This window comes from Amycolatopsis sp. NBC_01307 (assembly GCF_035975215.1).
GTDB lineage: Bacteria > Actinomycetota > Actinomycetes > Mycobacteriales > Pseudonocardiaceae > Amycolatopsis.
In genome coordinates this window covers 10,275,195-10,298,319 of sequence record NZ_CP108403.1, presented here as the reverse complement: position 1 = coordinate 10,298,319, position 23,125 = coordinate 10,275,195, and the positions used below count along the sequence as shown (strand labels likewise).

Below are 23,125 nucleotides of genomic sequence, written 5' to 3'. Positions count from 1 at the left end.
GCCCACGAGCCGTTCGCGCACTTGAACCGGCGAGCGGCAGCCAGCACCAATGGCCCGTTCGCGACCGAAACAGCACGAACGGGCCGTTCGCACAGCCGATAGGCGAGCGCGCGACCGGGCGACCAGGCGACCGATCGAGCCCAAACCCGCCGGTGCTAGCTTCGCGCCCATGAGTCTGCGGATCGGCATCCTGGGTGCGGCCCGGATCGCACCCACCGCCCTGATCAAGCCCGCCGCCCACCACTCCGATGTCGAGGTCGTGGCCGTCGCCGTCGCCGCGCGGTCGGCCGATCGAGCGCAGGCGTTTGCGGCCAAGCACGGCATCGGCCGGGTGCATTCGTCCTACGAAGCGTTGGTCGCCGACCCGGACGTCGATGCCGTCTACAACCCGCTGCCGAACGGGCTCCACGGCCGGTGGACGAAGTCGGCGATAGCAGCCGGCAAGCATGTTCTCTGCGAGAAGCCCTTCACCGCCAACGCCGCCGAAGCCCGCGAGATCGCCGACCTGGCCGCGGCGTCCGACCGTGTTGTGATGGAGGCCTTCCACTACCGCTACCACCCCCTCGCCCTGCGGGTGGAGGAGATCGTGGCGTCCGGCGAGCTGGGTGAACTCCAGCGCGTCGAGACCGCGTTGTGCTTCCCGCTGCCCAAGTTCTCCGACATCCGCTACGACTACGGTCTCGCGGGCGGCGCGACGATGGACGCGGGCTGCTACGCCGTCCACATGGCCCGCATCTTCGGCGGTGAAACCCCGGAAGTCGTTTCGGCGCAGGCGAAACTGCGCGACCCGCGGATCGATCGCGCGATGACGGCCGAGCTGCGTTACCCGTCGGGTCACACCGGGCGCGTCACCTGCTCGATGTGGTCGTCTTCGGTCCTCAAGATCAGCGCGAAGGTGACCGGCTCGCAGGGGTCGCTGAGCGTACTCAACCCCGCGTCCCCGCAGGTGTACCACCGTCTGACGGTCCGGGTCGGCGGCGCCCGCCGCGTGGAGCGGTTCCCGCGGCGGGCGTCGTACGCCTACCAGCTGGACGCCTTCGCGGCGGCGGTGCTGGAGGGCGCGCCGGTGAAGACGTCGGCGGAAGACGCGGTGCGGACGATGACCGTGATCGACGCGATCTACCGCGCGGCCGGGCTCCCCGTGCGCGAACCGAGCTGAGCCCGGACGTCGGCGAGGGCGAAGCCGAGCAGGTTCAGCCCCCGCCAGCCGCGCGGGTTCCCGGTCCGCGGGTCGTCGGCGGCCAAGTAGAGATCGGGATGCTGAGTGAACTTCGCGACGTTGCCGTCGACGACGATCTCGCGGCGGGCACCGACCCACGTCGCCTCGTCGAAACGCCGCACGCGACGGCCGAGGTCCTTCGCCCGCTTGGGGGGCACCGCGGCCACGACCTGGGCGGCCACCTCGTCGTCGCCGAAGAGTTTCGCCTTGCGCCACATCATGTAGTGCTCGGCGGTGGCGAACCGGACGTCGTCGACGACGAACGGCGACGGCCACCACTGGCTGAGGCACCCGGAACCGGCCGCAACCGGCCGTCCCGCACCCGAAATACCGGTGCGGGACGGCCGGTGCGACTAAGCGGCCACGTAGTTGCCGGTCAGGATGAGCAGCACCTGGACCGTGATGCCCGTTCCGTAGTAGTCCGTCGAGTCCGGGGCGAACGCCGCGATCGACGTCCACAGCTTGTCCAGCCACGCCTGGCTGCCCGGGTCCGTCATCGCCGCCACCGCGAACGGCGCCGTGAAGCACGGGTGCTGGCCGCTCTCGGTCTTCGTGCCCGACAGCGAGTAGCCGCTCTGGATCTTCGACGGGTCGCCGCCCGTCGCGGACTTGATCCACGTGTTCATCTTGCGGACCTGCGCGGCCGCCGCGCTGCCGGACGCCGAGATCGCGTCCGCGCCGAGGCGCCACGGGTCGCGGCAGGCGTTCCAGCTGTACTTGCCGTCGTACTCGCCCTCGAGGAAGTCCGCCGGCGCCGGCTTCGGCGTCGAGTTCGTGTTCACCACGAAGTCCGGCAGCAGCCCGGTGTTCGGCGCGTACTGCGACTGCAGCTGGCTCACCGCGGTCTCCGACCGGGTGCGCACGGAGTCCCAGAAGCTGTCCCCGGTGGCCTTCGCGAACGCCCGCAGGTGCCCGGGCATCCAGTCCGACGAGCGCGAGCTGTTCTTGTACTCCGCGTCGTTGCCCCAGTCACCCAGCAGCGTGAACTTGGTGCTGTTGTTGACCTCGCTCTTCTTGATCGCGTTGATGATCCGGACGGCTTCGGCCTTGTAGTTGACCGACCCCGTGCTGCCCCACTTCGTGTCCGCGATCAGCAGGCCGTACGCGATTTCGAGGTCGCCGTCGGTGGCCGAGTCGCTGCCGTTGACGCTCTTGCAGTTCGCGTCCTGCTCGGCCGCGTGCAGGTCCTTGTTGTTGACCGACGGGTGGGCCTTGACGAACTTCACGATCCCGTCGACGATCGCGCGGGCCTGCGGGTCCTTGTCGGCCATCATCGCCGAGATCGTGACGCCGTAACCCTCGCCCTCGGCCACGAACGAGTGGTCGGCGTCCTTCGACAGCACGGCGTAGGTGCCGCTGCCGCACTTGGTCGTCAAGAAGTTCTTCTTCCAGAAGTCGTAGTACTTCTGGAGCACCTGGTCCTGCGTGGCCTGCGAGACCGAGGGCCGCAGGGTTCCCGGCACGTACGGGGTGCCGGCCGCGGACGCGGTCGTCGGCACGCTCAGCAGCCCGGCGGCCAGCGCGGCCGTGGCCACCACCGCCCGGACGATCTTCTTCATCGCTCCTCCGTAAAGGACATCGTTTCGGCTGCGGCGACAGCGGTTCCGAGCGTGACAGAAAGTTCAAGAGCTGGTCAAGACTGTTAGGAAACTTTCCTTACAATTACCGTGAGTGGTTTCACGGCCCCCCGCTCGCCCGGACGGACTAGCGTGGGGACATGGAGATCGACCGCGGCGCGGACTTCCGCGCCTTCTGGACCGAACGACGCCTGGCGTCCCTGACGACCGTCCGCCCGGACGGCACCCCGCACGTCGTCGCGGTCGGCGTGACCGTCGACTTCGAAGCCGGCCTCGCCCGCGTGATCACGTTCGACACGTCCGTCAAGGCACGGCTGATCCGGGCCGCGGGCGCCGACGGGATCCCCGTCGCCGTCTGCCAGCTCGACGGCCCGAAGTGGTCCACTTTGGAGGGACGAGCGGTGCTGCGCGACGACCCGGAATCGGTGCGGGACGCGGAAAACCGCTACGCCGCACGCTACCGGCAGCCGAAGCCGAACCCGCAGCGGGTGGTCCTCGAAATCGCCGTGAACCGGATCCTCGGCAACGCCTGACCCCGGCTTGTCGTGAGTGGTTAGGGCGGTTCTAACCGCCCTGACCACTCACGAGCCGCGGGAGTGCACCAGCCGCGTGTACTCGGCCAGCAGCGCCGCCAGCTCGCTGTGCTCCCCCGCCGACGCGAGCTGCTGGTGGCCCACCAGCATCGCCATGCCCAGCGACGTCAGCGTCCGGGCCAGCTCGCGGTCGCCGACGATGCCCGTGACCGCCTTGCCGACCGTCCGGACGCGGGCCTCGTCGACGCGTTTCTGCACCGCGCGCACGCTCTCGTCGTTCATCCCCCACGCCCGGATGGCCGCCTCGGCCTCGTGGTGCAGGCCGAGCGTCAGGTCCATCAGCGCGGCGAAGTCCGCCGACGGGCCCCCGGTGCCGAAGTCCCGTTCGCGCAGGATCAGCACCTGCCGGTTCTCCCAGTGGTCCAGGAGCTGCTCCACGAACCCCGGCCAGCCGCCGAAGTGGTGGTAGAACGATCCGCTCGTGACGCCGAGGTCGCGGCAGAGCCGGCCGACGTTCAGCTCGGTGAACCCGTGCTCCGCCAGCGCTTTCAGCGCGGCCTCGAAGTAGGCCCGCCGCGTGACCGGCGGCATCAGACGTTCCGGCTCCGGTCCCGCCAGTACGGCTCGCGCAGCGAGCGCTTCAGGATCTTGCCGGTCGCGTTGCGCGGCAACGCTTCCACGACGTCGACGCTGCGCGGGCACTTGTAGTGGGCCAGGTGCTCGCGGCAGAACTCCATGAGCTTGCCGGCGTCGAGCTGGTCGCCGGCGACGATGGCCTTGACCTGCTCGCCCCACCGATCGTCCGGGACGCCGATCACGGCCACCTCGGCGACGCCGGGGAACTCCGCGACCACGCGCTCGACCTCCGGCGAGTAGACGTTCTCGCCGCCGGTGATGATCATGTCCTTGACGCGGTCTTCGAGGAACAGGAACCCGCCGTCGTCGAGGCGGCCGACGTCGCCGGTGCGCACCCAGCCGTCCACAATGGTCTCCGCGGTCGCCTCGGGATTGCCGAGGTAGCCCGCCATCCGCTGGTCGGTGCGGATCCAGACCTCACCGGCGGCGGCGTCTTCGAGCGTGACGGGGTCGACGATCCGGATGTCCACTCCGGACAGTGCGGTGCCCGCGGAGGCCAGCCGGTCCGGGCGGGAGTCGTCGCGGTGTGCCTCGGGGTCGAGCGCGGTGACCGCGCCGGACAGCTCGGTCATGCCGTAGACCTGCGCGAACCTGACGTCCGGCCAGGCGGCCAACGCCTTGCGCAGCAACGGGAGCGGCATCGGCGACGCGCCGTAGCAGAGGTAGCGCAGCTTCGAGAACGCCTGCATCGCCTGGTCGCCGGCCTGCGCGATGCCGGCGACGACGGCGGGCACCAGGAAAGCGTGCGTGATCCCGGCCGCCAGCGCGGCGAACAGCGAGGCCGCGTCCGGCTCGCGCGTCAGGTAGGACGGTTCGCCGTACAGGAAGCCGGAAACCGCGTAGCAGCTGCCCCCGACGTGGAACAGCGGCATCGCGACGAGGTTGACGTCGCCCGGCCCGATCGGGAACGCGGTGCCCGCGGCGAGGCCGTGCGAGAGGATGCTGCGGTGGGTCAGCACGGCGCCCTTGGGGAAGCCGGTGGTGCCGCTGGTGTACATGACCAGGACGCCGTCGTGCTCGTCGAGTTCGTGCGGCGCAGCGGGTTCCGCCGACAGGAGCGGCTCGTACTGGTCGTCTTCCCCGCCGACGACGACCACCCGCTCGACGGCGGGCAACCGGTCCCGGACCGCTTCGACGGCGGGCAGCAGCTCGGCGCCGACGAAGACCACCTTAGCGCCGGCGTCGGCCAGGACGTAGGCGAGTTCGTCGCCGGAGAGCCGCCAGTTGACCACGGCGTTCGCGGCGCCGATCCCGGCCGCCGCGAAGGTCGTCTCCAGGCAGGCGGGGTGGTTCTTGTCGACGAACGCGACGCGATCACCGTGCCCGATCCCGGCCGCCGTCAGCGCACCCGACAGCCGCCGGACGCGGTCGTCGAGCTCCGCCCAGGTCCACGCGCGGTCGCCGTAGACGAGCGCGGTGTCCGTGGCGCGTTCCCGCGCCCAGTGCGCGAGAAGCTCGCCGAGCAGCCGGACCCGGGGGCGGTGGTCATCGGGCATGGCGGGTTCCCTTCGGGCCGGCGCTGGACCGTAGACCGCTCTATGGTGCGTCGCGCCCGGACACGCGTCAAGGCCGGACAGGGATCGCCGGGTCAGGTGAGCGGTCGGTGTTTTCCTTGCCGCGTCAGCCGAACAGGGCCAGCAGCCCCTCGGTCGACCGGACCACGACGTGCGCCGCGGTGCGTTCCGCGTGGGGGCGGTCCGGGCGCTCGGCCTCGTGGCGCCAGCGGCGCAGCGCGTCCAGGCTCGAGTCGTAGATCTCGCCGGGGTCCGCGTCCGCTTCCAGGCCGAGGCGGTCGGCCGGGGCGGTGCCCTGGGCTCCCAGCAACCGCACCGCTTCCTCGGCCGGCTCGCCCGACAACGCCGTGCGGCCGCCGCGGATGTCGGCGATCAGGCGCAGCTCGCGGAAGTCGTGGGCGGCCGCCGCGAAGCGCTCCACTCGCGACACCAGGCGGTCGCCGCCCGCGCGGGGTTGCGCCGCCAGCAACGCTTCCAGGCGGATCACCGCCGTGCGCGCCTTCAACGCTTCGGCCCGTGCGACGAAACAGCCGGCCAGGGTGTCGCGCAGTTCGCCGAGACCGCTGCGGCGGACCAGTTCCGCCGAGAGCTTGACGCGGTCGTCGCAGCCGGTGCGGATCAGCGTCAACGCCAGCCGGACGCCGAACATGCCGAACCGCACGATCAGCGACCGGCGCGTCTCCACCGGGATCGGGCCGGGGAACGCCGGGTCGGTGAACGAGTCCACCGAGAGCACGTGCCGTTCCAGTTCCTCGCGCGGCACCGCGGCGAACGCGGCCAGGAGGTCGAACTCGTCGTCACGCAGGGAACGTCCGCCGTAGGCCAGCTGCCCGGCGACGGCGATCACGCCCAGGAACCCGGTGCACAGCGGGTCTTCGCGCCACGCCCGCCGCGCGAGCTGCTTCGCCGTGAGCAGCGCGTCGATGCGGCCCGCGCCGACCTCGTCGGCCCGCGAGAGCACCAGCACCGAGTTGACCGCGCTCTGCCGCGCGAACGCCGAGCCGCCCGGCGGGTGCGCGGCGGCGAGCTCGTCCGGCTCGAGGTGGCGCACCAGGCGGACCGTCGCGTCGGGGAAGTCGTCGGCCGGGCCCGGGTCGTCGAGCAGCACGAGGTCGCGCAGCGCCCGCGTCGGCCACTCCCCCAGCGCGGCGGACAGGGTCGTCTTCCCGGACGACGGCGCCCCGGCGAACGCGACGCGCAGCGGTTGCTCCAGCCGGTGCTGGCAGTCGAGCAGCAACGCCGACGCGCGCGGGTCGTCGCGGTAGAGCCCGGCCGCGGCGGCCAGCAGGTCGCGGACGTCCTGGGTCACGCCGAAAGCTCCCGCCGCGTCGTCCGGCCGGCGATCGTGCCGAGCTCCCCCGCCCGCTGGTGCAGGCCGGCGAGCCGGTCGATCTCGCGGCGGATGTGCACCGTCCGCCGCTCGCGCTCGGCCGTGCCGGCCAGGATCGTCTCGCGCTCGTGCGTCAGCTCGTCCGCGAGCTCTTCGGCCAGGCCGGTGAAGTGGTCGCGCAGGCGTCGCTGCACGACGCGGATCGCGTCGCGGCATTCCTTGCCGAAGCGCAGGAAGACGTCGTCGACGTGCCGTTGCGCGGCCTGCTTGGCGACGGCCTGGCGGCGCTGCAGCCGCATCCCGCCCTCGTCCTTGATCGTCTTCGCGGCGAACGCCGCGCCGGCGCCGAGCGAGACCGGGTTGATCAGCGGCAGCCCGGCGAGGCTGGTCACCAGGCCGAACATCAGCACGCCGCCGTACGACCCGCGCAGGCCGGTGAAGGCCTGCTGGCCGACCTTGAACTTGTCGATCTTCGGGCGGCGGACGTCGTCGAGGGCGTCGATGCCCGGGCCGTCGAGCCGCAGGTCGGGCAGCGCGCCCTCGTACTGGGCGCCGAAGCAGGCCGCGGTCGCCTGCGCGATCCACTCGGCCCGGTCGGCGAGCCACGTGTAGTTGGTGTCGACGGCTTCGGCGAGCGCGCCGTCCAGCCACGGCGCGAACTCGTCCCACACCTTCGCCGGGTCGCCGTCGTCGAAGGTCTGGTCGATGGTGTTCACGATCTTGCGGGTCCGCTCGCGCAGGTCGTACTCGGCGTCGGACAGCAGGTCGGTGATCTCGTCGGACAGCAGGTTCTGCCAGCGGGTGTTCTGCCGGCGCAGGTCGTCGGCCCGGCGTTGCGCCCGCTGCAGCAGCGCCGCCTGGCCCAGCCCGGCGTCCTGCCCCGCGGCGTCCGCGCGGTCGCGCAGGGATTCGACGAGTTCCGCGGCGGCGGCGCGCACGCCCACGGCGGCGAGCAGCGCGCGGGACTGCTCCGGCGGCCGCGCGGCCTGCTCGGCGATCCAGGAGAGCAGCTCGGGGAAACCCGAGCGGGCGTTGAGGTCGGCGTCGCCCGCCTTCGCCGCGGCCTGGCGCACGACGGCGGACACCGGCAGCACCGGCGCGTCGATCCCCGCCTCGGCGAGCATCGCGCGGTCGCGTTCGGCGACGGCGCGCCAGCCCGGGGAGGCGTCGATCTTGGTCAGCGCCAGCACGACGTGCGGGCACCACGTGCGCACGTGCCGGGCCAGCGCGAGCTCGGCGGGGCTCAGCGGCGCGGTCGCGTCGGAGACGAGGATCACCGCGTCCGCTTCGGCGAGCAGGTCGAGCGCGGCGGCGGTGCGCGGCGAGCGCGGGTCACCGACCGGCGGGGTGTCGACCAGGACGAGCCCGGCCGAGAGGAGTTCGCGGGGCACACCGACTTCGACGCGGCTGAGCGTGCCGGCGGGCCGGGCGCCGAGCTCGCCGGTGAGCCGTTCGACCGCGACGGGGATGCGTTCGAGGGACCGGCCGACCAGGGTGGCGGCGGGCTCGTCGGCGTACCCGATCTCGGTCGGCACGGCGGGGGTGGCGGCGTCGCCGACCGCGCACACCGGCGCGTTCAGGACGGCGTTGAGCAGGTAGCCCTTGCCCTGTTTGGGAAAGCCGAGCACGCCCAGCCGGATCTGCTCGGCGGGGGCGTCACGGCGTCTGCGCAGGAGCTCGGCGAGATCGGCGCGGCCGTGGGTGCGGCACGCGTCCAAGGTCTCGTTGAGCACTTCGAGCCAAGCTGGGGCGGTCACGACGAAGGAGTCTCCCCCGTACGAGTGATGGGCGCGAGCCGGGTGCCCGTTCCGCGGTCGCACCCTGACCGCGGAACGGGCACCGGAGGGGATCAGTGACCCAGGTGGATGTCGTTGTGACCGAGGTCGCCGACGTGGATGTTGCCCAGCGCGTTGTGGCTGAGGTTGTCGGTGACGCCCGACACCACGTCGTGCACCGCGTCGACACCGTTGTTGCTCGCGATGTCGCCGACCGCGTTGTGGTCGACGCCGCCGACGGCACCGGTCACCGTGGTGACGGTGTTGTGGGTGATGTCGCCGAGGCTGTTCTGCACCGCGCTGGTCAGGTCGCCGCCGACGTGCTTGACGTCGAGGTCGCCCACGTTCTTCAGCGTGCCGGTGAAGTCGCCGATGTGGTTGGTGACCTCGCCGACGGGGCTCACGGCGCCGGTGACGGCGCCGGCCAGGTCGCCGCCGTGGACCGGGGCCGCGACGGTGCCCGTGACGCCGGTGACGACCTGCTCGACCTGGCCGACGCCGTTGTGGCCGTCGACGGCGCCGGTGACGGCACTGCCCAGGCCGAGCGAACCGGCGTCGATGCCGTGGGCGAGGTCGCCGCCCAGGCCGAGGGAGTTGGTGACACTGCCCGCGAGGGCCGTCACGTTCGCGGCGTTGGTGACGTCGGTCACGCTCGACAGCTGCTGGCCGCCGAAGACCGCGCTGGCCGGCAGGCCGAGGTCGCCGACGACGGGCAGCTCGCCGACGCCGCCGACACCGAGGTCGCCGACACCCGGCAGCACCGAGGTGGCCGGCAGGCCGAGGCCCGCGGTCAGGGCGGTGAGCTGGTCGATCGCGCCCTGGATGCCCGTGGTGTCGGTGCCCAGCGAGGTCAGGTCGCCGACCACCGGGAGACCGCCGACGGCGGGGAGGCTGTCGACCGGGACGTAGTCGAGCACCAGCGGGATGACCTCGTGCACGTCGGCGGCACTGACGTCGCCGAGGCCGGCGAGGGCGAGCGCCTGCTGCGGGTCCGTCCCGAAGGCCGCGAGGGCGGTCGGGTCGTTGAGCAGGTTGAGGGCGAAATCGTGCAACGTCTGCACGGAGTCCATGGAGGTTCTCCTGATCCGGTGGTTCGGGGGACGGCATCGGCCGCTGGGACCGGTGTCCATCGCCAAGTTAGGGAGCCGGTCCCCCACGCACATCGGGGATCACTCCGAGTCGCATCCGGCTCAGCCGATAGGGGATCGATATGTCATCGTTAGGGAGTTAGGGGCTCATCCGAGATGCTCGCAGTTGGGTTAAATCCCCCCAGACCCTTGCCTGACTAACCCGTTTGGGTGAGGATGCCCCGAGCCCTAGGGGGCTTTGCCGCCCCCGATCGGCCCCGCGAGGTGAGGAGGAAGCGCCGTTGCCCTACGTCCTCGGGATCGATGTGGCCCAGGGGCGGACCCACGCCGCGATCAGCCACCGCCACGGCCCCGGCTGGGGTGCCCCCGAACCCCTGTGGCTGGGTGAACGGTCCCCGGCCGCGGCGTCCGCGCTGTTCCTGGACGACGAGGGGTACCTGCTCACCGGCGACGCGGCGGCGCAGGCGGGCACCCGGGTCCCGTCCCGGCTGCTCACCGGCTTCCACCGGCGCATCGGCGACGACGTGCCGATGGTCGTCGAAGGCGAGTCCTTCCCGCCGGAGACGCTGACCACCGTGCTCGTCGAAGGCATCGCCGAGCACGCCGAGAACCAGTTCGGCGGGCCCCCGCAGCACCTGGTGATGACGCACCCCGGTGACTGGGGCGGCTACCGCCGTGACGTGCTGCGGCGAGCACTGGCCGACGCCGGGTTCACCGCGGTCACGCTGGTCCCCGGCTCGATCGCGGCGCTCGGCGCGCACCTGCCCGTGCCCGGCCCGGGGGTGACCGGCGCCGGGGTCTGCGAGTTCGGCGCCGACGGCGTGAGCGTCACGCTGGCCACCCCGAGCGGCGCGAACGGCTGGCAGATCGGGGCGAGCGCCGAGGGCGTGTCCCCGGCGGCCGCGTTGAGCACGCTGTTCGCGCTCGCCGGCTCCGCGTCGACGTCCCCGCGGGGCCTCGCCGGCGTGGTCTTCTGCGGTGACGTCCCGCCGCACGCGCTGCCCGCCCGGCCGCCGTGCCCGATGTTCGCGGGACCGGTTCCGCCGGCCACCACCGCGCTCGGCGCGGCCGCCCTCGCCGGGCTGCGCGCCGAGGGCCGGGGCACCGCCCAGGAACCCCCCGCCGTCGAGACCACCCTGCTCCCCAAGATGGACACGCTCGGTGAACTCGGCGAACGGCCACCCCGCCCGCCGGTCGAGATCACGCCGTTCGAGCTCCCCGAACGCACCGGCCCGATGGACCTGTTCCGGCGACGGCGTCCCCTCGCCGCCGCGGTCCTCGTGCTCGCCGCGGCCGTCTCGGCCGTCCTGATCACCATCACCGCCCGCGAAGCCACCGCCGGCCCCGACCAGCCCCCGGCTCCGAGCCAGTCCACCCCGAGCCACTGCGCCGCTCCCGGCGCCCCCTCCGGTGAAGGTCACTGTTGAACACTCTGCTCACGCAGGCCGCCTCGCTCCACCCCGTCCCCGTGCACCCGGCGGCCCGGCAGCTGCTCCGCCAGGTCGCCGCCGACCCGGCCGCGCCGCTGCGGATCGCCGTCGTCGCCCCCGGCGGCTACGGCAAGAGCGTGCTGCTCGCCGCGCTCGCCCGCGCCTACCGGGACGCCGGCGCCGACGCGCTGCTCGTCGACGACGCCGACCGGATCGACGCCGACCAGCTCGAAGAGCTGCTGGCGGGCGCCGACGGCCCGATCGTCGTCGCGCACCGCCCGGCCGCGGTCGCGGCCGGCTGGACGTTGCTGCAGCTCGCCCCGCTCGGCGTCAACGATGTCGCGCGGCTGGTCGAGGCGCTGACGGGCACCCCGGCCGAGCCGGCCGCGGCCGCCGAGCTGCACCGGGTGAGCGGTGGCGTGCCCCGGCTGGCCGAGCGCGCGCTGCTCGGGCGGCTGGAAGAGTTCCGGCCCGAGCTCGACGAGCTCGACGACGACGTCCTGCGGTACCTGATCGCGGCGGAAGCCGGCGCGGGGCGCAACCTCGACCTGCTGTGCGTGCTGCTGGACCGCACGCCCGACCAGCTGCCGGGCATCGTCGACGGCGCCCGCGCGACGGGCCTGCTCGCCCCGGACGACACGCTGCTGCCGCTGGCCTCGGCCGCCGTCCGCGACTTCGGCCCGCCGGCGCGCCGGCTGACCACGGTGCAGCGGCTGGTCGAGCTGCAGCTGGCGAACGGCCTCCCGGTGCTCGACCTGGCGCGTTCGCTGCTGGGCACGGGCAGCACGGGCACGTCGGCGGCGGCCGCCTTCGCCGCGGCGGCCGCCGAAGCCCTGCCGACGGACGCCCGCCTGGCAACCAGGCTCTTCGAAGCCGCGGCCGAAGCGGGCGACCGTTCGGCGTCGGTCACCGCGGGCTGGGCCCGCGCGGCGGCGCTGTCGGGCGACCTGGACACGGCATTGCGCCTCGGCGACGGCATGCTCGGCGCCCCGGACGCCGAAACCCGCGCGGCGGGCGCGGAGATCGCGGCCACGGTGCTGGCCCACCGAGGCGAACTGGCCCGCGGCGCGGAGCTGTACCAGTGGGCCGCCCTGGGCGGGCAGACCCCGGGCCAGCACGCGGCCGACCCGTACTCGACGAGCCACAGCACCGGCTCCCCGGCGGGGTGGACCGACCCACGGCACTCGACGGGCCGCGGCACCGGCCCCGGCTCCCCAGCGGGGCGGGGTGGCACCGATGCCTTCGCGGTGATGGCCCTGGTCGGCACCGGTGACCTCGATGGTGCCCGCCGGCTGCTCGACTCCCCCGCTCCCGGCGTTGCGCCGACCTTGTTCGCCGGTGCGGCCACCCGGATGGCCCGCGGTATCGCCGACTCGGTGTCCGGCTGTGCGACCGAGACCTTGTCCACCCTGCTCGGCGCGGCGGCGATGCTGGAACCGGCGCTGGGCGGCACCTTGCTGCCCGACAGCCCCGCGGCGCTGGCCGCGCTCGCCGCGTTGCACACCGGCGAGCTGGCCCTGGCGGAGTCCGTGCTGACTCGCGCCCTGGACGGCCGGATCGGCGGTGACCTCCTCGCGGTGCGCCACCGCCTGCTGCTGGGCTGGGTGGCGATGACCGCGGGCGACCTCGCGACGGCGGCCGGACACCGCGACGCCGTCGCCGGCCGGCCGCTGGAAGCCCGCGACGAGATGTTCTTCACGACATTGGAGCTCGGGCTGGCCCGGCGCTCCAGCGACCTGGTCGGCCTGCAGCGGTCGTGGGACCGCGCGTACCAGGCGTCGATGCGCCAGCAGACGGACCTGTTCACGCTGCTGCCGCTGGGCGAGCTGGTGATCGCGGCGGCCCGCACCGGCGCCCACGCGAAGCTCGCCGGCCAGCTCGAACGCGCCCACACCCTGCTGGCCCGCCTCGGCGAGCCTCCACTGTGGACGGTTTCGCTGGTCTGGCACGAACTCCACGCGGCGATCACGCTGGAAGACGCGGAAGCGGCGAAGGCGCACCTGGCGACGTTGACGTCCCACGCCCACTGCGGCCGCCACCCGAGCGCACTGGCCACCGCGGCCCGCGGCTGGCTCGCGGTCCTGAGCGGCACGTTCGCCCCGGACGAGATCTCGGCGGCCGCGGCGGAGCTGCACGATCTCGGGCTGCGCTGGGACGCGTCGCGCCTGGCCGGCCAGGCGGCGATCCGCACGTCCGACCGCAAGGCGATGGTCCAGCTGCTGGAGGCGGCCCGCCAGTTCCAGGGCACCGGCGTCCGCCGCGAGGCGGGTGCGGCGGAACCGGCGTCCTCGGGCACCGGGCTCGCGGCGTTGAGCGAGCGCGAACTCGAAGTCGCGCGGCTGGTGGTCGAAGGCCTGACGTACAAGCAGGCGGGCAGCAAGCTGTTCATCTCGAGCAAGACGGTGGAGCACCACATGGCCCGGATCCGCGGGAAGCTGGGTGCGTCGGACCGCCGGGAGCTGCTGGCGACGTTGCGCGAGCTGCTGTCCCGCCCCGACGCCCCCTAGGCGGTGTCCTGCAAGTCTGCTCGATGGGCTTCGTGATCCAGGTGGTTCCTGACGGTGCGGGCGGGTCACCCTCGTACTGGGCCGTACTCGGGTGATCCCGCCCGTGCCGTCAGGGGCCGCCTGGGCGCGAAGACCGCGAGCTTGACTCGCAGAACACCGCCTAGGCCCGGCGTCCGCGCGGGGCGGTCAGTCGCGGCTGGGGCCGAAGCGTTCGGTACGGATGCGGTGGGGGTCGTGGCCCAGCGCGACCAGGATGTCCGCGACCGTCTCGACGAAGCCCGTGGGGCCGCAGACGAAGGACGTCGCGCCGAACTCGGCGGGCCAGCCCGCGGTGTTGAGCGTCGCGACGTCGATGCGGCGCGGGATCCCCTCGCGGCCGTCGGGCAGCTCGCGCGTGTAGACATACGTGACATCGAGGCCCGCGACCGGCTTGCGCAGTTCGTCGGCGTAGTACAGCTCAGCCGGGGTGCGCAGCGAGTAGATCAGTTTGAACGGCGTGCGGACGCCTGCCGCGCGCTGGGCGCGGACCATGGCCATCAGCGGCACGATGCCGGAGCCGCCGGCGACCAGCAGGACCGGTTCGGGGTCGGCGGACCGCCAGACGAACCAGCCGCCCACCGGGCCGCGGATCTCGACCGGGTCGCCGATCGCGTACGGGCCGGTGAGGTGTTCGGACACCTCCCCGTCGGGGACGCGCTGCACCGTCAGTTCGATCCGGTCACCGTCGGCGGGGGCGGCGAGCGAGTAGCTGCGCTGCGCGCGATAGCCGTCGGCGGCGGTCAACCGGACGTCGACGTGCTGTCCCGCGAGGTGCCCCGGCCAGCCCGGCAGGTCGAAGACGAGCGTGCGGGCTGTGGGGGTTTCGTCGCGGAACCCGGCCAGGCGGGCGACCCGCCAGGCTAGTCGCCCTGATACCGCTGTTCGCGCCATGGATCCCCGTAGTCGTGGTAGCCGACGTTCTCCCAGAAGCCCGGCTCGTCGCGGGTCTTGAGCTCCAGCCCGCGCACCCACTTCGCGGACTTCCAGAAGTAAAGGTGCGGCACGAGCAGCCGCGCCGGGCCGCCGTGCTCGGGAGTCAGGGGCTTGCCGCCGTACTCGTAAACGATCCAGGCCTGGCCGTCGAGCAGGTCGGCCAGCGGCAGGTTCGTGGTGTAGCCGCCGTAGGAGTGCACCAGCACGTAGTCGGCCGCGGTGTCGAGCCCGCCGACCAGCGTGTCCACCGGGACGCCCCGCCACCGGGTGTCCAGTTTGGACCACTGGGTGACGCAGTGGATGTCCACAGTGAACTTCTCGCTGGGCAGAGCCGTCAGCTCGGCCCAGTTCCAGGCGTGTTTCTCACCGGTCTCGGTGGTGACCGTGAACTCCCACGCCTCGGTGCGCACGCGCGGGGTCGGGCCCGCCGACAGCACCGGGAAGTCCTCGGCCAGGTACTGCCCGGGCGGCAGGCGCGGGTCGCCGCTGCGGGCACGGCCCCGGAACCCCGGTGTCACGACGCCCATCCGGCTCTCCCTCCTGCTGCCGATGAGTCTAAGCCCGCACCTGAAGCCCGAGCGACGTGACGAGCACCGCAGCCTGTTCGGGTGAAACGATCGCCGCGTGTAGCTCGGCGTTCAGCGGGTCGAGCGCCGAGAGGTCGCTGCCCCGCAGGTCGGCGCGCGGCAGCTTGACGGCGTGCAGCGTCGCCCCGGACAGGTCGACGTTGGCGAACACCGCGTCGCCGCAGTTCGCCCCGGTGAGGTCGGCCTCCCGCATCCGCACGCCGTGGAAGGCGACCGACCGCAGGTCGGCGCCCACCAGCCCGGCGAACGACCAGTCGCCGCCGGTCACCCGCAGCGGCCGCAGCTCGCACTCGGTGAACGTCGTCCCGACGAGCTTGCAGCCGGTGAACTCGGCGTCGAAGAAGTTGCACCTCTTGAAGGCGCACCCGGTGAAGGCCGAGTCGGTGTGCCGCGACGAGTTGAAGCGCACGTTGCCGAACACGCAATCGGTGAACGTCGAGTTCCGGACGACCGCCTCGGAGAGGTCGACCTCGTGGAACTCGCACCGCGCGTAATGCCGCCCGACGAGCTCTTCGCCGTACCAGTCGTCACGGGAGAAGCGCTGGTCCTCGACGGGTGGATCTTGCGTGGCATCGGACACTCGGCCAGGCTAGCGGCCACCGACGACGAGGAGGTGCCGAAGCATGCTGGACGCGGACGACGTCCGAGCGGCCGTGCCGATGCGAGCGGCGGTCGACGCGGTGCGGGAGGCGTTCCTCGACCTCGCCGCGGGCCACTTCGAGGTGCCGCAACGCCTGTCCTTCGACGGCGGAACGACGCTCGTCATGAGTGCCTGCCACACCCCCACCGGCCGGACGGCGGTGAAGACGCTCAGCCTCGTCGCCGGCCGCGACCCGATGATCCTCGGGACCCTGGTGTGGAACACCACCGAGGGACAGCTGGTCGCCGACGCGATCGCGGTGACGACGTTGCGCACCGGCGCGGTGTCCGGCGTCGCCACCGACCTGCTGGCCCCGCCCGAGGCGAGCCGCCTGGCCGTGATCGGCACCGGCGCCCAGGCCGCGGATCAGGTCCGCGCAGTGGCGGCGGTCCGCCCCATCCGGCAGGTGACGGTCTTCGGACGTTCGCCGGCACGGGCCGCGGAGTTCGCCGACCGGTTGCGAGGCGAGTTCCCCGGCGTGCGCGTGGCACCGAGCGTCGAGGACGCGGTGTCCGACGCGGAGATCGTTTGCTGTGCTACTTCGTCCGCCACTCCTCTCTTCGACGTCGACGCCTTGCCGGAGCGCGTCCACGTCAACGCGATCGGGTCGTACCTGCCGTCGATGCGGGAACTGCCCGCCGAGCTGCTCGCGACGGCTGATTGTGTTGTGGTGGACCAGGTCGACGCCGTCCTGGAGGAGGCAGGCGAGGTGATCCACGCGGTGGACAGCGGGCTGGTTTCGCGGGATTCGCTGGTGGAGCTGGGGAACGCGCTTCGGGAACCTCCGGTGGTCGATGGGCGGACCGTGTTCAAGTCCGTGGGGGTCGCGGTGCAGGACTGGGCCATCGCGCGGTTGCTCGGTGAAGCGGGTCGTTGAGCGCCGCCACGCGGATGGATCTGTCGGGCAGGAGTAGGCGGTCACGCGGGCGTGAATGAGGACGGCGCGCGGGTGGGGCCTTTCGGGGGTTGGGTAGGCGGCCACGCGGGCGTGAGCGACGACTGCCTCGTTGACCGGCGTTCAAGTCGCCAGAACCAGGCGGACCGGTCGTGCTCCATTCTTCGAGGGCGATGTCAGGACTAGACCACTCCACGGCCGCTCGGCGAAGGGGTTCGTCGAGCGCGCGAAGGTGACGAGCCGCGTGAGCGAGGATGGGGCCTTTCGGGGTATCGGGGGGCGGTCGCGAGGAACTGGCGGTGGATGGGCGTCTTGAGTCGCCGGTGAGGGTCGCCGGCCCGTGGCGGAGGGCGTGCCTTGGCGGATTGAGGGTGCTAAAGGCGGATTCTGGCTCACTGAGCGTGCCAGTGGCCCAGCAGAGAGCAATAACAGCGGCCAAACGGCGCAATCTGGGGCTTGAAGCGTTTGACAGGTCACCCAATCCGGGAATTTCGGCGGCATGTCTCCTTGGCGAACCACCACTCGACGGAACACGGCCGTGCGGGTCATCACGGCGATCGGCGCGATCTTCGCGGGGATCGAAGTTCTTTACATGATCATGGTGCTCGCCGGCGCGAATGCCGGTAACTCCTTCTTCGTCTTCATCAAGTCGTTGGCCGTTCCTCTCGCGTTGTTCTGGCCGGGCCTGTTCCCGGTGAGCAACCCGAGCCTGGCCGTGATCCTCGACTTCGGTCTGGCCGCCGTGTTCTGGCTGGTCGTCACGGGCATCATCGCCCGCTTCGCCGGTCGGTGACGGGCGCTCGCAGCCCGCGCCTTCCACTGGACTGCCGCCTGCCGTCGCCGACCCCTCCGGTGACGGCAGGTGGCTCACCACACTGACAGCGCTCACCACACTGACAGCGAAACGCGCACGACTGCCTGGCGCATGTGACGAAGCAGGCGCCAGGCACCGGGCGAAACCGTCCGGGCTGGTCACGAAGGCCCTTGTCGACCCGCAACCGACGGCAGCCACACTCTCACCCCTTCGGGCGGCCACCCGCCATCCCCGCCGACAGCGTTCTTCGGCGACACTGGACGGATGACTGACGGCAGATGGTTCGACGGCTGGGCACCTTGGCCTGAGCTGGCCGGGCTGGCCGCGGTCGGGCGTTCACTGCTTCCGAACGTCCCGGTCACGCCGGCCGCCGTCGTGCGGACCGTCACCGAGCAGCTCGTCGGGCGCCGGTTGACCACCAAGGTCGACGGCCGCGAAGTCGGCCTCACCCTCACCGAACTCCACTACCCGGCCGACAGCCTGCGCCTGGCCACCGGACGCGTCGGCGACGTGCGCATCGTCGCCGAGGACGTCGACTGGCCCGAGCCCGCGGACGAGACCGGCAAGCAGCGCAGCATCCTCCTCAAACGGGTCATCGTGCTCGCCGAGGACGTCCGCCTCCGCTCGCTGCCCACGCCGGCCGCCATTCCCGCGCGGGTCGAGCTGCGGATCGCCGTGGCCGCGGACGTGCTGCGCGAACGGGTGGCGGCAGTCCGCCCCGGGATCGTCGCCGCGCCCGCCGAAAGCGGGCTGCTCCAGATCCACTGGGCCAAGCGGCCGCAGTGGGGCCACCTGACCCTGGAGGCCCAGGTGGCGGACGACGCCGTGGTGCTCGTGCCGCGGACCCTCCACATCGGACGCCGGCAGCTGAAACCACCGGCGCGCTTCCGCCCCATCGTGCTTCCCCTGCCGGAACTCCCGCCCGGGATAAAGCTGACGAAGGTGGAGCCCCGGCAGGACGAACTCGTGCTCCACACCGTGGCGGAGGAATGGCCGGAACGGCTTTCCCGCATTCCGCTGACCGACCTGCTGAGCTGGCTGACCACCGCGGCCATGACCCTGACTCTGCCGAAACTCGGTACGCGTTCATAACTCTCCTTCATCGACGTGGGCCCTACGCCAATGAAGCTACTCGAACGCCCGTTCGAACACATCACTCACACGGGTACAACCGGGAAACCCTTGCACAGCAAGGAATCAGGCGTCCCGGTCGCGCAGATAGCGCGTGTGATCCGCCTGCCGGTCGACGTCCGCCGCGTAGAACCGCTCGGCGATCCGACGCGCCTCCGCTTCGAGCAAATCGAGCTGTGCCACCAGTTCCGCAGCCGCACCTGCCCGCCGGGACGCGAACCAGCGCGGCAGGTTCAGGAAGGATTCCACCGAAAGCGGCAGATCCGTCCGCACCAGCCGGACCACGGAGTGCCGCAGATCCGGATCAGCCGACAGCCGCCCCGGTTGCGCGAGCAGGTCGGCCAGCACTTCGGCGATCCGCCGCACGGTATCCACAGTGGACTCGGGCATCCGCGACGCCTGGGAGGACACCGAAGAAAGCAGCGTCTCCAAAGACACGCGCAGCTCCCCCGAAGCGTCGGGCAGCAGCCGGACCTTCTCCGGCGGCGCGAGCAGCGCGCCTGCCGCGTACAGCGCGACCACGACCACCGGCCACAGCCAGCCGATCACCCCGGTCAGGTACAGGCCCAGGCCGGCGAGCCCGCCGACGCAGCCGGCGAGGTTCTTGGTCGAGCCCAGGTAGCGCAGCATCATTGGTACCCGCGAATCTCCTGGAAGACGCCCGCAAGCTGGACCTTCCGCGCGTCGAACACCTTGCCGCCGGTCATCGTCGCGACCTGCGTCAGCTCGTCGCTCGACCCCTCGCCGAACAGCACCGTGAACACCGGCACCCCCTTCATCGCGGCCGGCAGCGAGCCGAACGACGCCTGGAAATCGGACAGGGACGAGCCGTTCGCGTTCTCCCCGTCGGTCATCAGGACGATCGAGGTGAACCGATCGGGATCGCGCGCCGCCAAGGGTTCCAGCACCCGGTAAGCCTCGGAGAGACTGTCGTAGATCGCCGTCCCGCCGCGAGCGGAGAGCCCTTCGGCGAACGCCTTGATCCGCGCCAGCTCGGCCGCCGGATCCTGCTCCGGCACGACGAACGTCGAAGCCGGTGAAGGCCCCGAGTTGAACGGCAGCATCGTCACCTCCTCCCGGCTCCGGAACCGCCGGTACCGGCCGGTGAGCGAGTTGTCGGCGCCCGTCAGCCCGGCCAGCGCGGTGCGCAGCGAGTCGATCCGGTCGCCCTCCATCGAGCCGGACGTGTCGAGCACGTACAGCGTCCGCGACGGCCTGCGGATCTTGTCGAAGTACGCCTGGAGCAGGGCGTCCACCGCCTGCTGCGTCGCCGGGAACGGCAGCTCGACGAGGTCCCGCTGCGCGAACTGCGACCCCAGCGCGACCCCGGGCACGACCGGACGTCGCTGGGTCGTGTCCATGATCCGCTTCTGGACGTCCGGCGTGCGCAGGTAGTCGGAAAGCCGCTGGTGCGACGAGCGCGCGTCGGAACCGGCGTCCGCCAGCAGGGTCAAGGGATAGTCCGCGGTGACGACGCCGTCGCTCGGGTAGATCAGCTTCAGCGGTTCCGGCAGCTTCCCGGACACGTTCGCCGAGAGCAGCACGGACTCGTAGTTGATCAGCCCGTCGACCTTCTGCCCGGGGTCCTGGCCGGTCGCGCGCCGCGTGTACGCGTCCGACAACCAGCCCGACGACCCGGCCGAAAGCGCCTGTGCGCTGAAGAACTGCGTCAGCTGCGGGGTCACCGCGGCGATCTGCCGGGCGTCGATCGCGGTGCCCGCGCCCGCGAGCGCCGACGCGACGCCGACCAGCGCCGAGAACCCGGAGTTCGACGCCGACGGGTCGGTCATCCCGTACGTGAACGCCTTCTTCCCGGCCTGCGCGGCGATCTCGCCCCAGCCGACCGGCTTGCCCGTCCAGCCGAGCCGGTTCGCGGACGACGCCGACAGCCCCAGCACCACCGGCGAGCTCATGATCTTGACCTGGTTGCCGAGCCGCTTCGCCGCGTCGGGAATCCCGGCCGGGTAACGGTTCGACGAGAACCACACGGCGTCGTACTTGCCGTCGGCACTGCCGTTCGCGAGCGACTCGGCGCCTTCCAGGGTGCCGGCGAAGGTGAACTTGACCTTGACGCCGGTGGCCTTCGCGGCCTCGTCGAGCACCGGCTGCATGTCCGCCAGCTCGCTGCCCGCGAGGATCCTGAGCGTCCCCGGCTCAGGGCCGTCCGACGCCGCGGAGGAGCAGCCGGCCAGCAACACCGCGCTCAGCGCCAGCAAAACGAGCTTCCTCATACTTCCCCCTCGTGCGAACGCCGCAGGTGGTCCTCGGCGCGGCGCAGCTCGCCGGTCAGGGACTCGACCGTGGTCGCCATGGTGCGGACGGCGTCCGCGCGGAAGCCGTCGATCGCGTCGATCGAGGCGTAGATCCGGTCGAACGACGCGCGGATGGTCTCGGTCGCGACGGCCGGGTCGCTGCTAGCCTTGCGGATCTCCGCGGACTGCGTTTCCAGCAGCTCGGAGTTGGCGCGGATCAGCCCGTCGGTGGTCGACTGCAGCGCCGCCACCTCGTCCAGGACGTCCCGCTGGCCCGCCAAGGCAGCCGAGACGAGCAGCGCGACGCGCAGGGCGGACACGGTCGTCGAGACCGCCCGCTCGACGCCGCGGATCAGCTCGTCGTTGGTGCGCCGCACCAGGTCCAGCGCGAGGTACCCCTGCGCGCTCACCGCGAGCTGGGTGAGCAGGTCCTGGTGCCGCTGCCGGATCGGGTACAGGATGTCGCCGCGCAACGCCTGGGCCCGCGACGGGTCGGCGAACTCGAACACCGACGCCTGACGCTCGATGGCCGCGTCGACGGCTTCGGCGAACACCGACGCTTCGGCGAGCTTCCCCAGCACCTTCCACAGCCGTTCGCGCTCGCCCTTGATCGCGGCGTTGTCCCGCCGCAACCGGTCCTGTCGCGTCCGCAGGTCGACGACCAGCGCGTTCACCGGCTCGTTCGCCGCGTGGTAGCGATCCAGGGCCCGCTTCGCGGCACCAGCCATCGGGAACATCCCGAGCAGCTTCCGCCCGGTGATCGGCAGTTTCGCCGGGTCCAGCTCGGCAACGGTCCGGCGCAGCCCGGCGAGGCTCGTCGTGACGCCGTCCTGTGGGGAAGCGGAACCACGCAACGAGCGGTCCAGCATCGCGCCCGCGACGCCGGCCGCGGCCCGCATGTCGGCCTCGCCGACGGCCAGCAGCTCGTCGAGGACGTCGGTGAACTCCGGCGACTGGACGTCCAAAGCCTCCAGGCGCGTCGCGAAGACGTCGGCGCGCGCGGTGATCTCGGCGCGGGTGTCGGCCCCGAGCGTGACGAGCCCGGCGGCGCGCTCGGGGGAAACCGCGGTGACGGGGGTGAGTTCGTCCATGTCAGTACTGCTTGCCGACGGCGTCGAGCAGGCGCTCGAGGGTCTCGAACGACGGCGGCTCGACGGCGTCCACCAGGTCGGCGGGCGCGTGCGCCGGCGCGGCGACGTCCGCGAAGAGCTTCGGATCGGTGGTGCGGAAGCCGAACGTCGCGGCCAGCTTGCCCAGCTCGGGGTCGGTCGCGAGCAGCTGACCGACCTTGTCGCCGTCGGCGGACAGCGGCACCAGCGTGTGCTTCGAGTACACCGTCGGTGCCGTGTAGATCATGCGCATGTCCGGGCGGATCGAGCCGTCGCCGCGGACGACGCGGTCCACGAACTGCGACTCGTAGATCAACGCCAGCGGCGTCTTGCCCATGCCCGCGGACAGGTAGTCCTCGAACGGTCCTTCGGTGCTGTTCTGCGTGTATCCCTGGTCCAGGAACAGTTTCGACACCGACGGCAGCACCTTCGCCTCCTGCTCGGGCGAGCTGACGACGGTGTTGCCGTTGGCCACGAAGGAAACGATCGAGAGGTACATCGCCGCGGAGTTCGACTCGCGCGGGTCGGTGGTCGTGACCAGGACGTTCTTGCGGGCCGGGTACGCGGTGTTGCCGGGCAGCTGGTCCCAGCGCGTGCCGGCCTTCGCGACGTCCAGGTACTTCGCGACGTCGAGGACGTCGTAGTCGCCGGCGCCCTTGCGCACCACGCCGTTCGCCTTCAGCAGCGCGACGATCGGCTCGAAGGTGGCGATCGCCATCGGCGACTGGAACGGCGTGTAGACGGTCGTGACCTTGCGGTCGCGCTGGATCTTCTGCGCCGCGGGCGAGGACGACGGGAACGCGAACGCGTACTTCCCGAGGTCGACGGTCGTCGCGAGCTGCCGCGACCCCGCCGTGTCGACCTCGACCTTCAGCCCGTGGTGCGCGAAGGCGTCGACGACGCGCTGGTCGGTGAAGAAGGCCTGCTTCTCCGACCCGATGACCCCGCGCACCGTCGCAAGACCCGGCCCGGAGTCCCCGCGCCCCCAGACGATCACCGCCACGACCGCGAGCAGCAGCACCACGGCCAGTCCGATCGATACCCGGCGTTTCACGAGCCACTCCCCTCGACGACCCGATGATTCAGGGCCTTCGACTCGTTTGACGCGCGAACGAG

Annotated in this window: 21 protein-coding genes; 7 read left to right on the top strand and 14 right to left on the bottom strand. The window is 71.9% G+C overall.

The features are described from left to right. Positions 1–169: 169 nt before the first annotated feature. Positions 170–1,159, top strand: coding sequence for a Gfo/Idh/MocA family protein (locus tag OG439_RS46515; RefSeq protein WP_326946712.1), 990 nt, complete (start codon positions 170–172; stop codon positions 1,157–1,159). Here OG439_RS46515 and OG439_RS46510 read toward each other — a convergent pair. Both OG439_RS46510 and OG439_RS46505 read right to left on the bottom strand, forming a co-directional pair. Further along, complete coding sequence (locus OG439_RS46510) at positions 1,120–1,548, bottom strand: NADAR family protein (protein ID WP_326951795.1); 429 nt, start codon at positions 1,546–1,548, stop codon at positions 1,120–1,122. The genes OG439_RS46515 and OG439_RS46510 overlap by 40 nt on opposite strands. A 24-nt stretch (positions 1,549–1,572) precedes the next feature. Beyond that, positions 1,573–2,778, bottom strand: a complete 1,206-nt coding sequence (locus OG439_RS46505; protein WP_326946711.1) for a glycosyl hydrolase family 8 — start codon at positions 2,776–2,778, stop codon at positions 1,573–1,575. A gap of 158 nt (positions 2,779–2,936) precedes the next feature. On the opposite strand from OG439_RS46505, the gene OG439_RS46500 reads away from it, so the two are divergent. Further along, positions 2,937–3,329, top strand: coding sequence for a TIGR03618 family F420-dependent PPOX class oxidoreductase (locus OG439_RS46500; protein ID WP_326946710.1), 393 nt, complete (start codon positions 2,937–2,939; stop codon positions 3,327–3,329). A 48-nt stretch (positions 3,330–3,377) separates the two neighbouring features. Here the strand turns inward: OG439_RS46500 and OG439_RS46495 are convergent, their stop codons facing one another. The 5 genes from OG439_RS46495 to OG439_RS46475 form a co-directional block, all read right to left on the bottom strand. After that, the gene (locus OG439_RS46495) at positions 3,378–3,920 is read right to left on the bottom strand and encodes a TetR/AcrR family transcriptional regulator (RefSeq protein ID WP_326946709.1); all 543 of its coding nucleotides are present in this window, start codon (positions 3,918–3,920) and stop codon (positions 3,378–3,380) included. Further along, on the bottom strand, positions 3,920–5,461 hold the full coding sequence (locus OG439_RS46490; RefSeq protein ID WP_326946708.1) for an acyl-CoA synthetase: 1,542 nt from the start codon (positions 5,459–5,461) through the stop codon (positions 3,920–3,922). The genes OG439_RS46495 and OG439_RS46490 overlap by 1 nt, the downstream gene beginning before the upstream one ends. Positions 5,462–5,585: 124 nt before the next feature. Continuing rightward, on the bottom strand, positions 5,586–6,788 hold the full coding sequence (locus OG439_RS46485; RefSeq protein WP_326946707.1) for a GTPase: 1,203 nt from the start codon (positions 6,786–6,788) through the stop codon (positions 5,586–5,588). Beyond that, entirely contained in the window at positions 6,785–8,566 is a 1,782-nt protein-coding gene (locus OG439_RS46480) for an isoniazid inducible protein IniA (protein WP_326946706.1), read from the bottom strand. Before OG439_RS46480 ends, OG439_RS46485 begins: the two co-directional genes overlap by 4 nt. Positions 8,567–8,658: 92 nt before the next feature. After that, on the bottom strand, positions 8,659–9,654 hold the full coding sequence (locus OG439_RS46475) for an IniB N-terminal domain-containing protein (protein ID WP_326946705.1): 996 nt from the start codon (positions 9,652–9,654) through the stop codon (positions 8,659–8,661). A gap of 299 nt (positions 9,655–9,953) precedes the next feature. Between OG439_RS46475 and OG439_RS46470 the strand changes: the two genes are divergently transcribed. Together OG439_RS46470 and OG439_RS46465 are read left to right on the top strand one after the other, a co-directional pair. Further along, positions 9,954–11,099 carry a molecular chaperone DnaK gene (locus OG439_RS46470; protein WP_326946704.1) on the top strand — a complete coding sequence of 382 codons (1,146 nt, stop codon included), beginning with the start codon at positions 9,954–9,956 and terminating at the stop codon, positions 11,097–11,099. Next, positions 11,096–13,609: a helix-turn-helix transcriptional regulator gene (locus tag OG439_RS46465; RefSeq protein ID WP_326946703.1), complete on the top strand. Its 2,514-nt coding sequence runs from the start codon at positions 11,096–11,098 to the stop codon at positions 13,607–13,609. Before OG439_RS46470 ends, OG439_RS46465 begins: the two co-directional genes overlap by 4 nt. A gap of 186 nt (positions 13,610–13,795) precedes the next feature. Here OG439_RS46465 and OG439_RS46460 read toward each other — a convergent pair whose 3' ends face one another. From OG439_RS46460 to OG439_RS46450, 3 genes are read right to left on the bottom strand one after another with little or no spacing between them, the layout of a single operon-like run. Continuing rightward, positions 13,796–14,539 carry a ferredoxin reductase gene (locus OG439_RS46460; protein WP_326946702.1) on the bottom strand — a complete coding sequence of 248 codons (744 nt, stop codon included), beginning with the start codon at positions 14,537–14,539 and terminating at the stop codon, positions 13,796–13,798. Beyond that, positions 14,509–15,108, bottom strand: a complete 600-nt coding sequence (locus tag OG439_RS46455; RefSeq protein ID WP_326946701.1) for a sulfite oxidase-like oxidoreductase — start codon at positions 15,106–15,108, stop codon at positions 14,509–14,511. The genes OG439_RS46460 and OG439_RS46455 overlap by 31 nt, the downstream gene beginning before the upstream one ends. 28 nt (positions 15,109–15,136) lie before the next feature. Beyond that, on the bottom strand, positions 15,137–15,748 hold the full coding sequence (locus tag OG439_RS46450; protein WP_326946700.1) for a pentapeptide repeat-containing protein: 612 nt from the start codon (positions 15,746–15,748) through the stop codon (positions 15,137–15,139). A gap of 43 nt (positions 15,749–15,791) precedes the next feature. Between OG439_RS46450 and OG439_RS46445 the strand changes: the two genes are divergently transcribed. The 3 genes from OG439_RS46445 (at position 15,792) to OG439_RS46435 (ending at position 18,609) form a co-directional block, all read left to right on the top strand. Then, positions 15,792–16,685 (top strand): ornithine cyclodeaminase family protein, encoded by an 894-nt coding sequence (locus tag OG439_RS46445; protein ID WP_326946699.1) that lies wholly within the window; start codon positions 15,792–15,794, stop codon positions 16,683–16,685. 556 nt (positions 16,686–17,241) lie between these two features. Further along, complete coding sequence (locus OG439_RS46440) at positions 17,242–17,496, top strand: hypothetical protein (RefSeq protein ID WP_247061574.1); 255 nt, start codon at positions 17,242–17,244, stop codon at positions 17,494–17,496. A gap of 285 nt (positions 17,497–17,781) precedes the next feature. Further along, positions 17,782–18,609 (top strand): hypothetical protein, encoded by an 828-nt coding sequence (locus OG439_RS46435; protein ID WP_326946698.1) that lies wholly within the window; start codon positions 17,782–17,784, stop codon positions 18,607–18,609. 105 nt (positions 18,610–18,714) lie between these two features. Here OG439_RS46435 and OG439_RS46430 read toward each other — a convergent pair whose 3' ends face one another. Genes OG439_RS46430 through OG439_RS46415 form a run of 4 tightly spaced genes read right to left on the bottom strand, consistent with a single transcriptional unit; the run spans position 18,715 to position 23,063 of the window. Continuing rightward, positions 18,715–19,281: a hypothetical protein gene (locus OG439_RS46430; RefSeq protein ID WP_326946697.1), complete on the bottom strand. Its 567-nt coding sequence runs from the start codon at positions 19,279–19,281 to the stop codon at positions 18,715–18,717. After that, positions 19,278–20,879, bottom strand: coding sequence for a substrate-binding domain-containing protein (locus tag OG439_RS46425; RefSeq protein ID WP_326946696.1), 1,602 nt, complete (start codon positions 20,877–20,879; stop codon positions 19,278–19,280). The genes OG439_RS46430 and OG439_RS46425 overlap by 4 nt, the downstream gene beginning before the upstream one ends. Further along, positions 20,876–21,991, bottom strand: a complete 1,116-nt coding sequence (locus tag OG439_RS46420) for a toxic anion resistance protein (protein WP_326946695.1) — start codon at positions 21,989–21,991, stop codon at positions 20,876–20,878. The genes OG439_RS46425 and OG439_RS46420 overlap by 4 nt, the downstream gene beginning before the upstream one ends. Before the next feature lies 1 nt (position 21,992). Further along, positions 21,993–23,063: a hypothetical protein gene (locus tag OG439_RS46415; RefSeq protein ID WP_326946694.1), complete on the bottom strand. Its 1,071-nt coding sequence runs from the start codon at positions 23,061–23,063 to the stop codon at positions 21,993–21,995. Between the last annotated feature and the right edge of the window lie 62 nt (positions 23,064–23,125).

Coding starts and splice junctions, on each gene's coding strand:
- OG439_RS46425 (WP_326946696.1), bottom strand. CDS start 20,879: ATGAGGAAGCTCGTTTTGCTGGCGCTGAGCGCGGTGTTGCTGGCCGGC.
- OG439_RS46515 (WP_326946712.1), top strand. CDS start 170: ATGAGTCTGCGGATCGGCATCCTGGGTGCGGCCCGGATCGCACCCACC.
- OG439_RS46475 (WP_326946705.1), bottom strand. CDS start 9,654: ATGGACTCCGTGCAGACGTTGCACGATTTCGCCCTCAACCTGCTCAAC.
- OG439_RS46490 (WP_326946708.1), bottom strand. CDS start 5,461: ATGCCCGATGACCACCGCCCCCGGGTCCGGCTGCTCGGCGAGCTTCTC.
- OG439_RS46455 (WP_326946701.1), bottom strand. CDS start 15,108: ATGGGCGTCGTGACACCGGGGTTCCGGGGCCGTGCCCGCAGCGGCGAC.
- OG439_RS46505 (WP_326946711.1), bottom strand. CDS start 2,778: ATGAAGAAGATCGTCCGGGCGGTGGTGGCCACGGCCGCGCTGGCCGCC.
- OG439_RS46460 (WP_326946702.1), bottom strand. CDS start 14,539: ATGGCGCGAACAGCGGTATCAGGGCGACTAGCCTGGCGGGTCGCCCGC.
- OG439_RS46420 (WP_326946695.1), bottom strand. CDS start 21,991: ATGGACGAACTCACCCCCGTCACCGCGGTTTCCCCCGAGCGCGCCGCC.
- OG439_RS46495 (WP_326946709.1), bottom strand. CDS start 3,920: ATGCCGCCGGTCACGCGGCGGGCCTACTTCGAGGCCGCGCTGAAAGCG.
- OG439_RS46435 (WP_326946698.1), top strand. CDS start 17,782: ATGACTGACGGCAGATGGTTCGACGGCTGGGCACCTTGGCCTGAGCTG.
- OG439_RS46430 (WP_326946697.1), bottom strand. CDS start 19,281: ATGATGCTGCGCTACCTGGGCTCGACCAAGAACCTCGCCGGCTGCGTC.
- OG439_RS46445 (WP_326946699.1), top strand. CDS start 15,792: ATGCTGGACGCGGACGACGTCCGAGCGGCCGTGCCGATGCGAGCGGCG.
- OG439_RS46500 (WP_326946710.1), top strand. CDS start 2,937: ATGGAGATCGACCGCGGCGCGGACTTCCGCGCCTTCTGGACCGAACGA.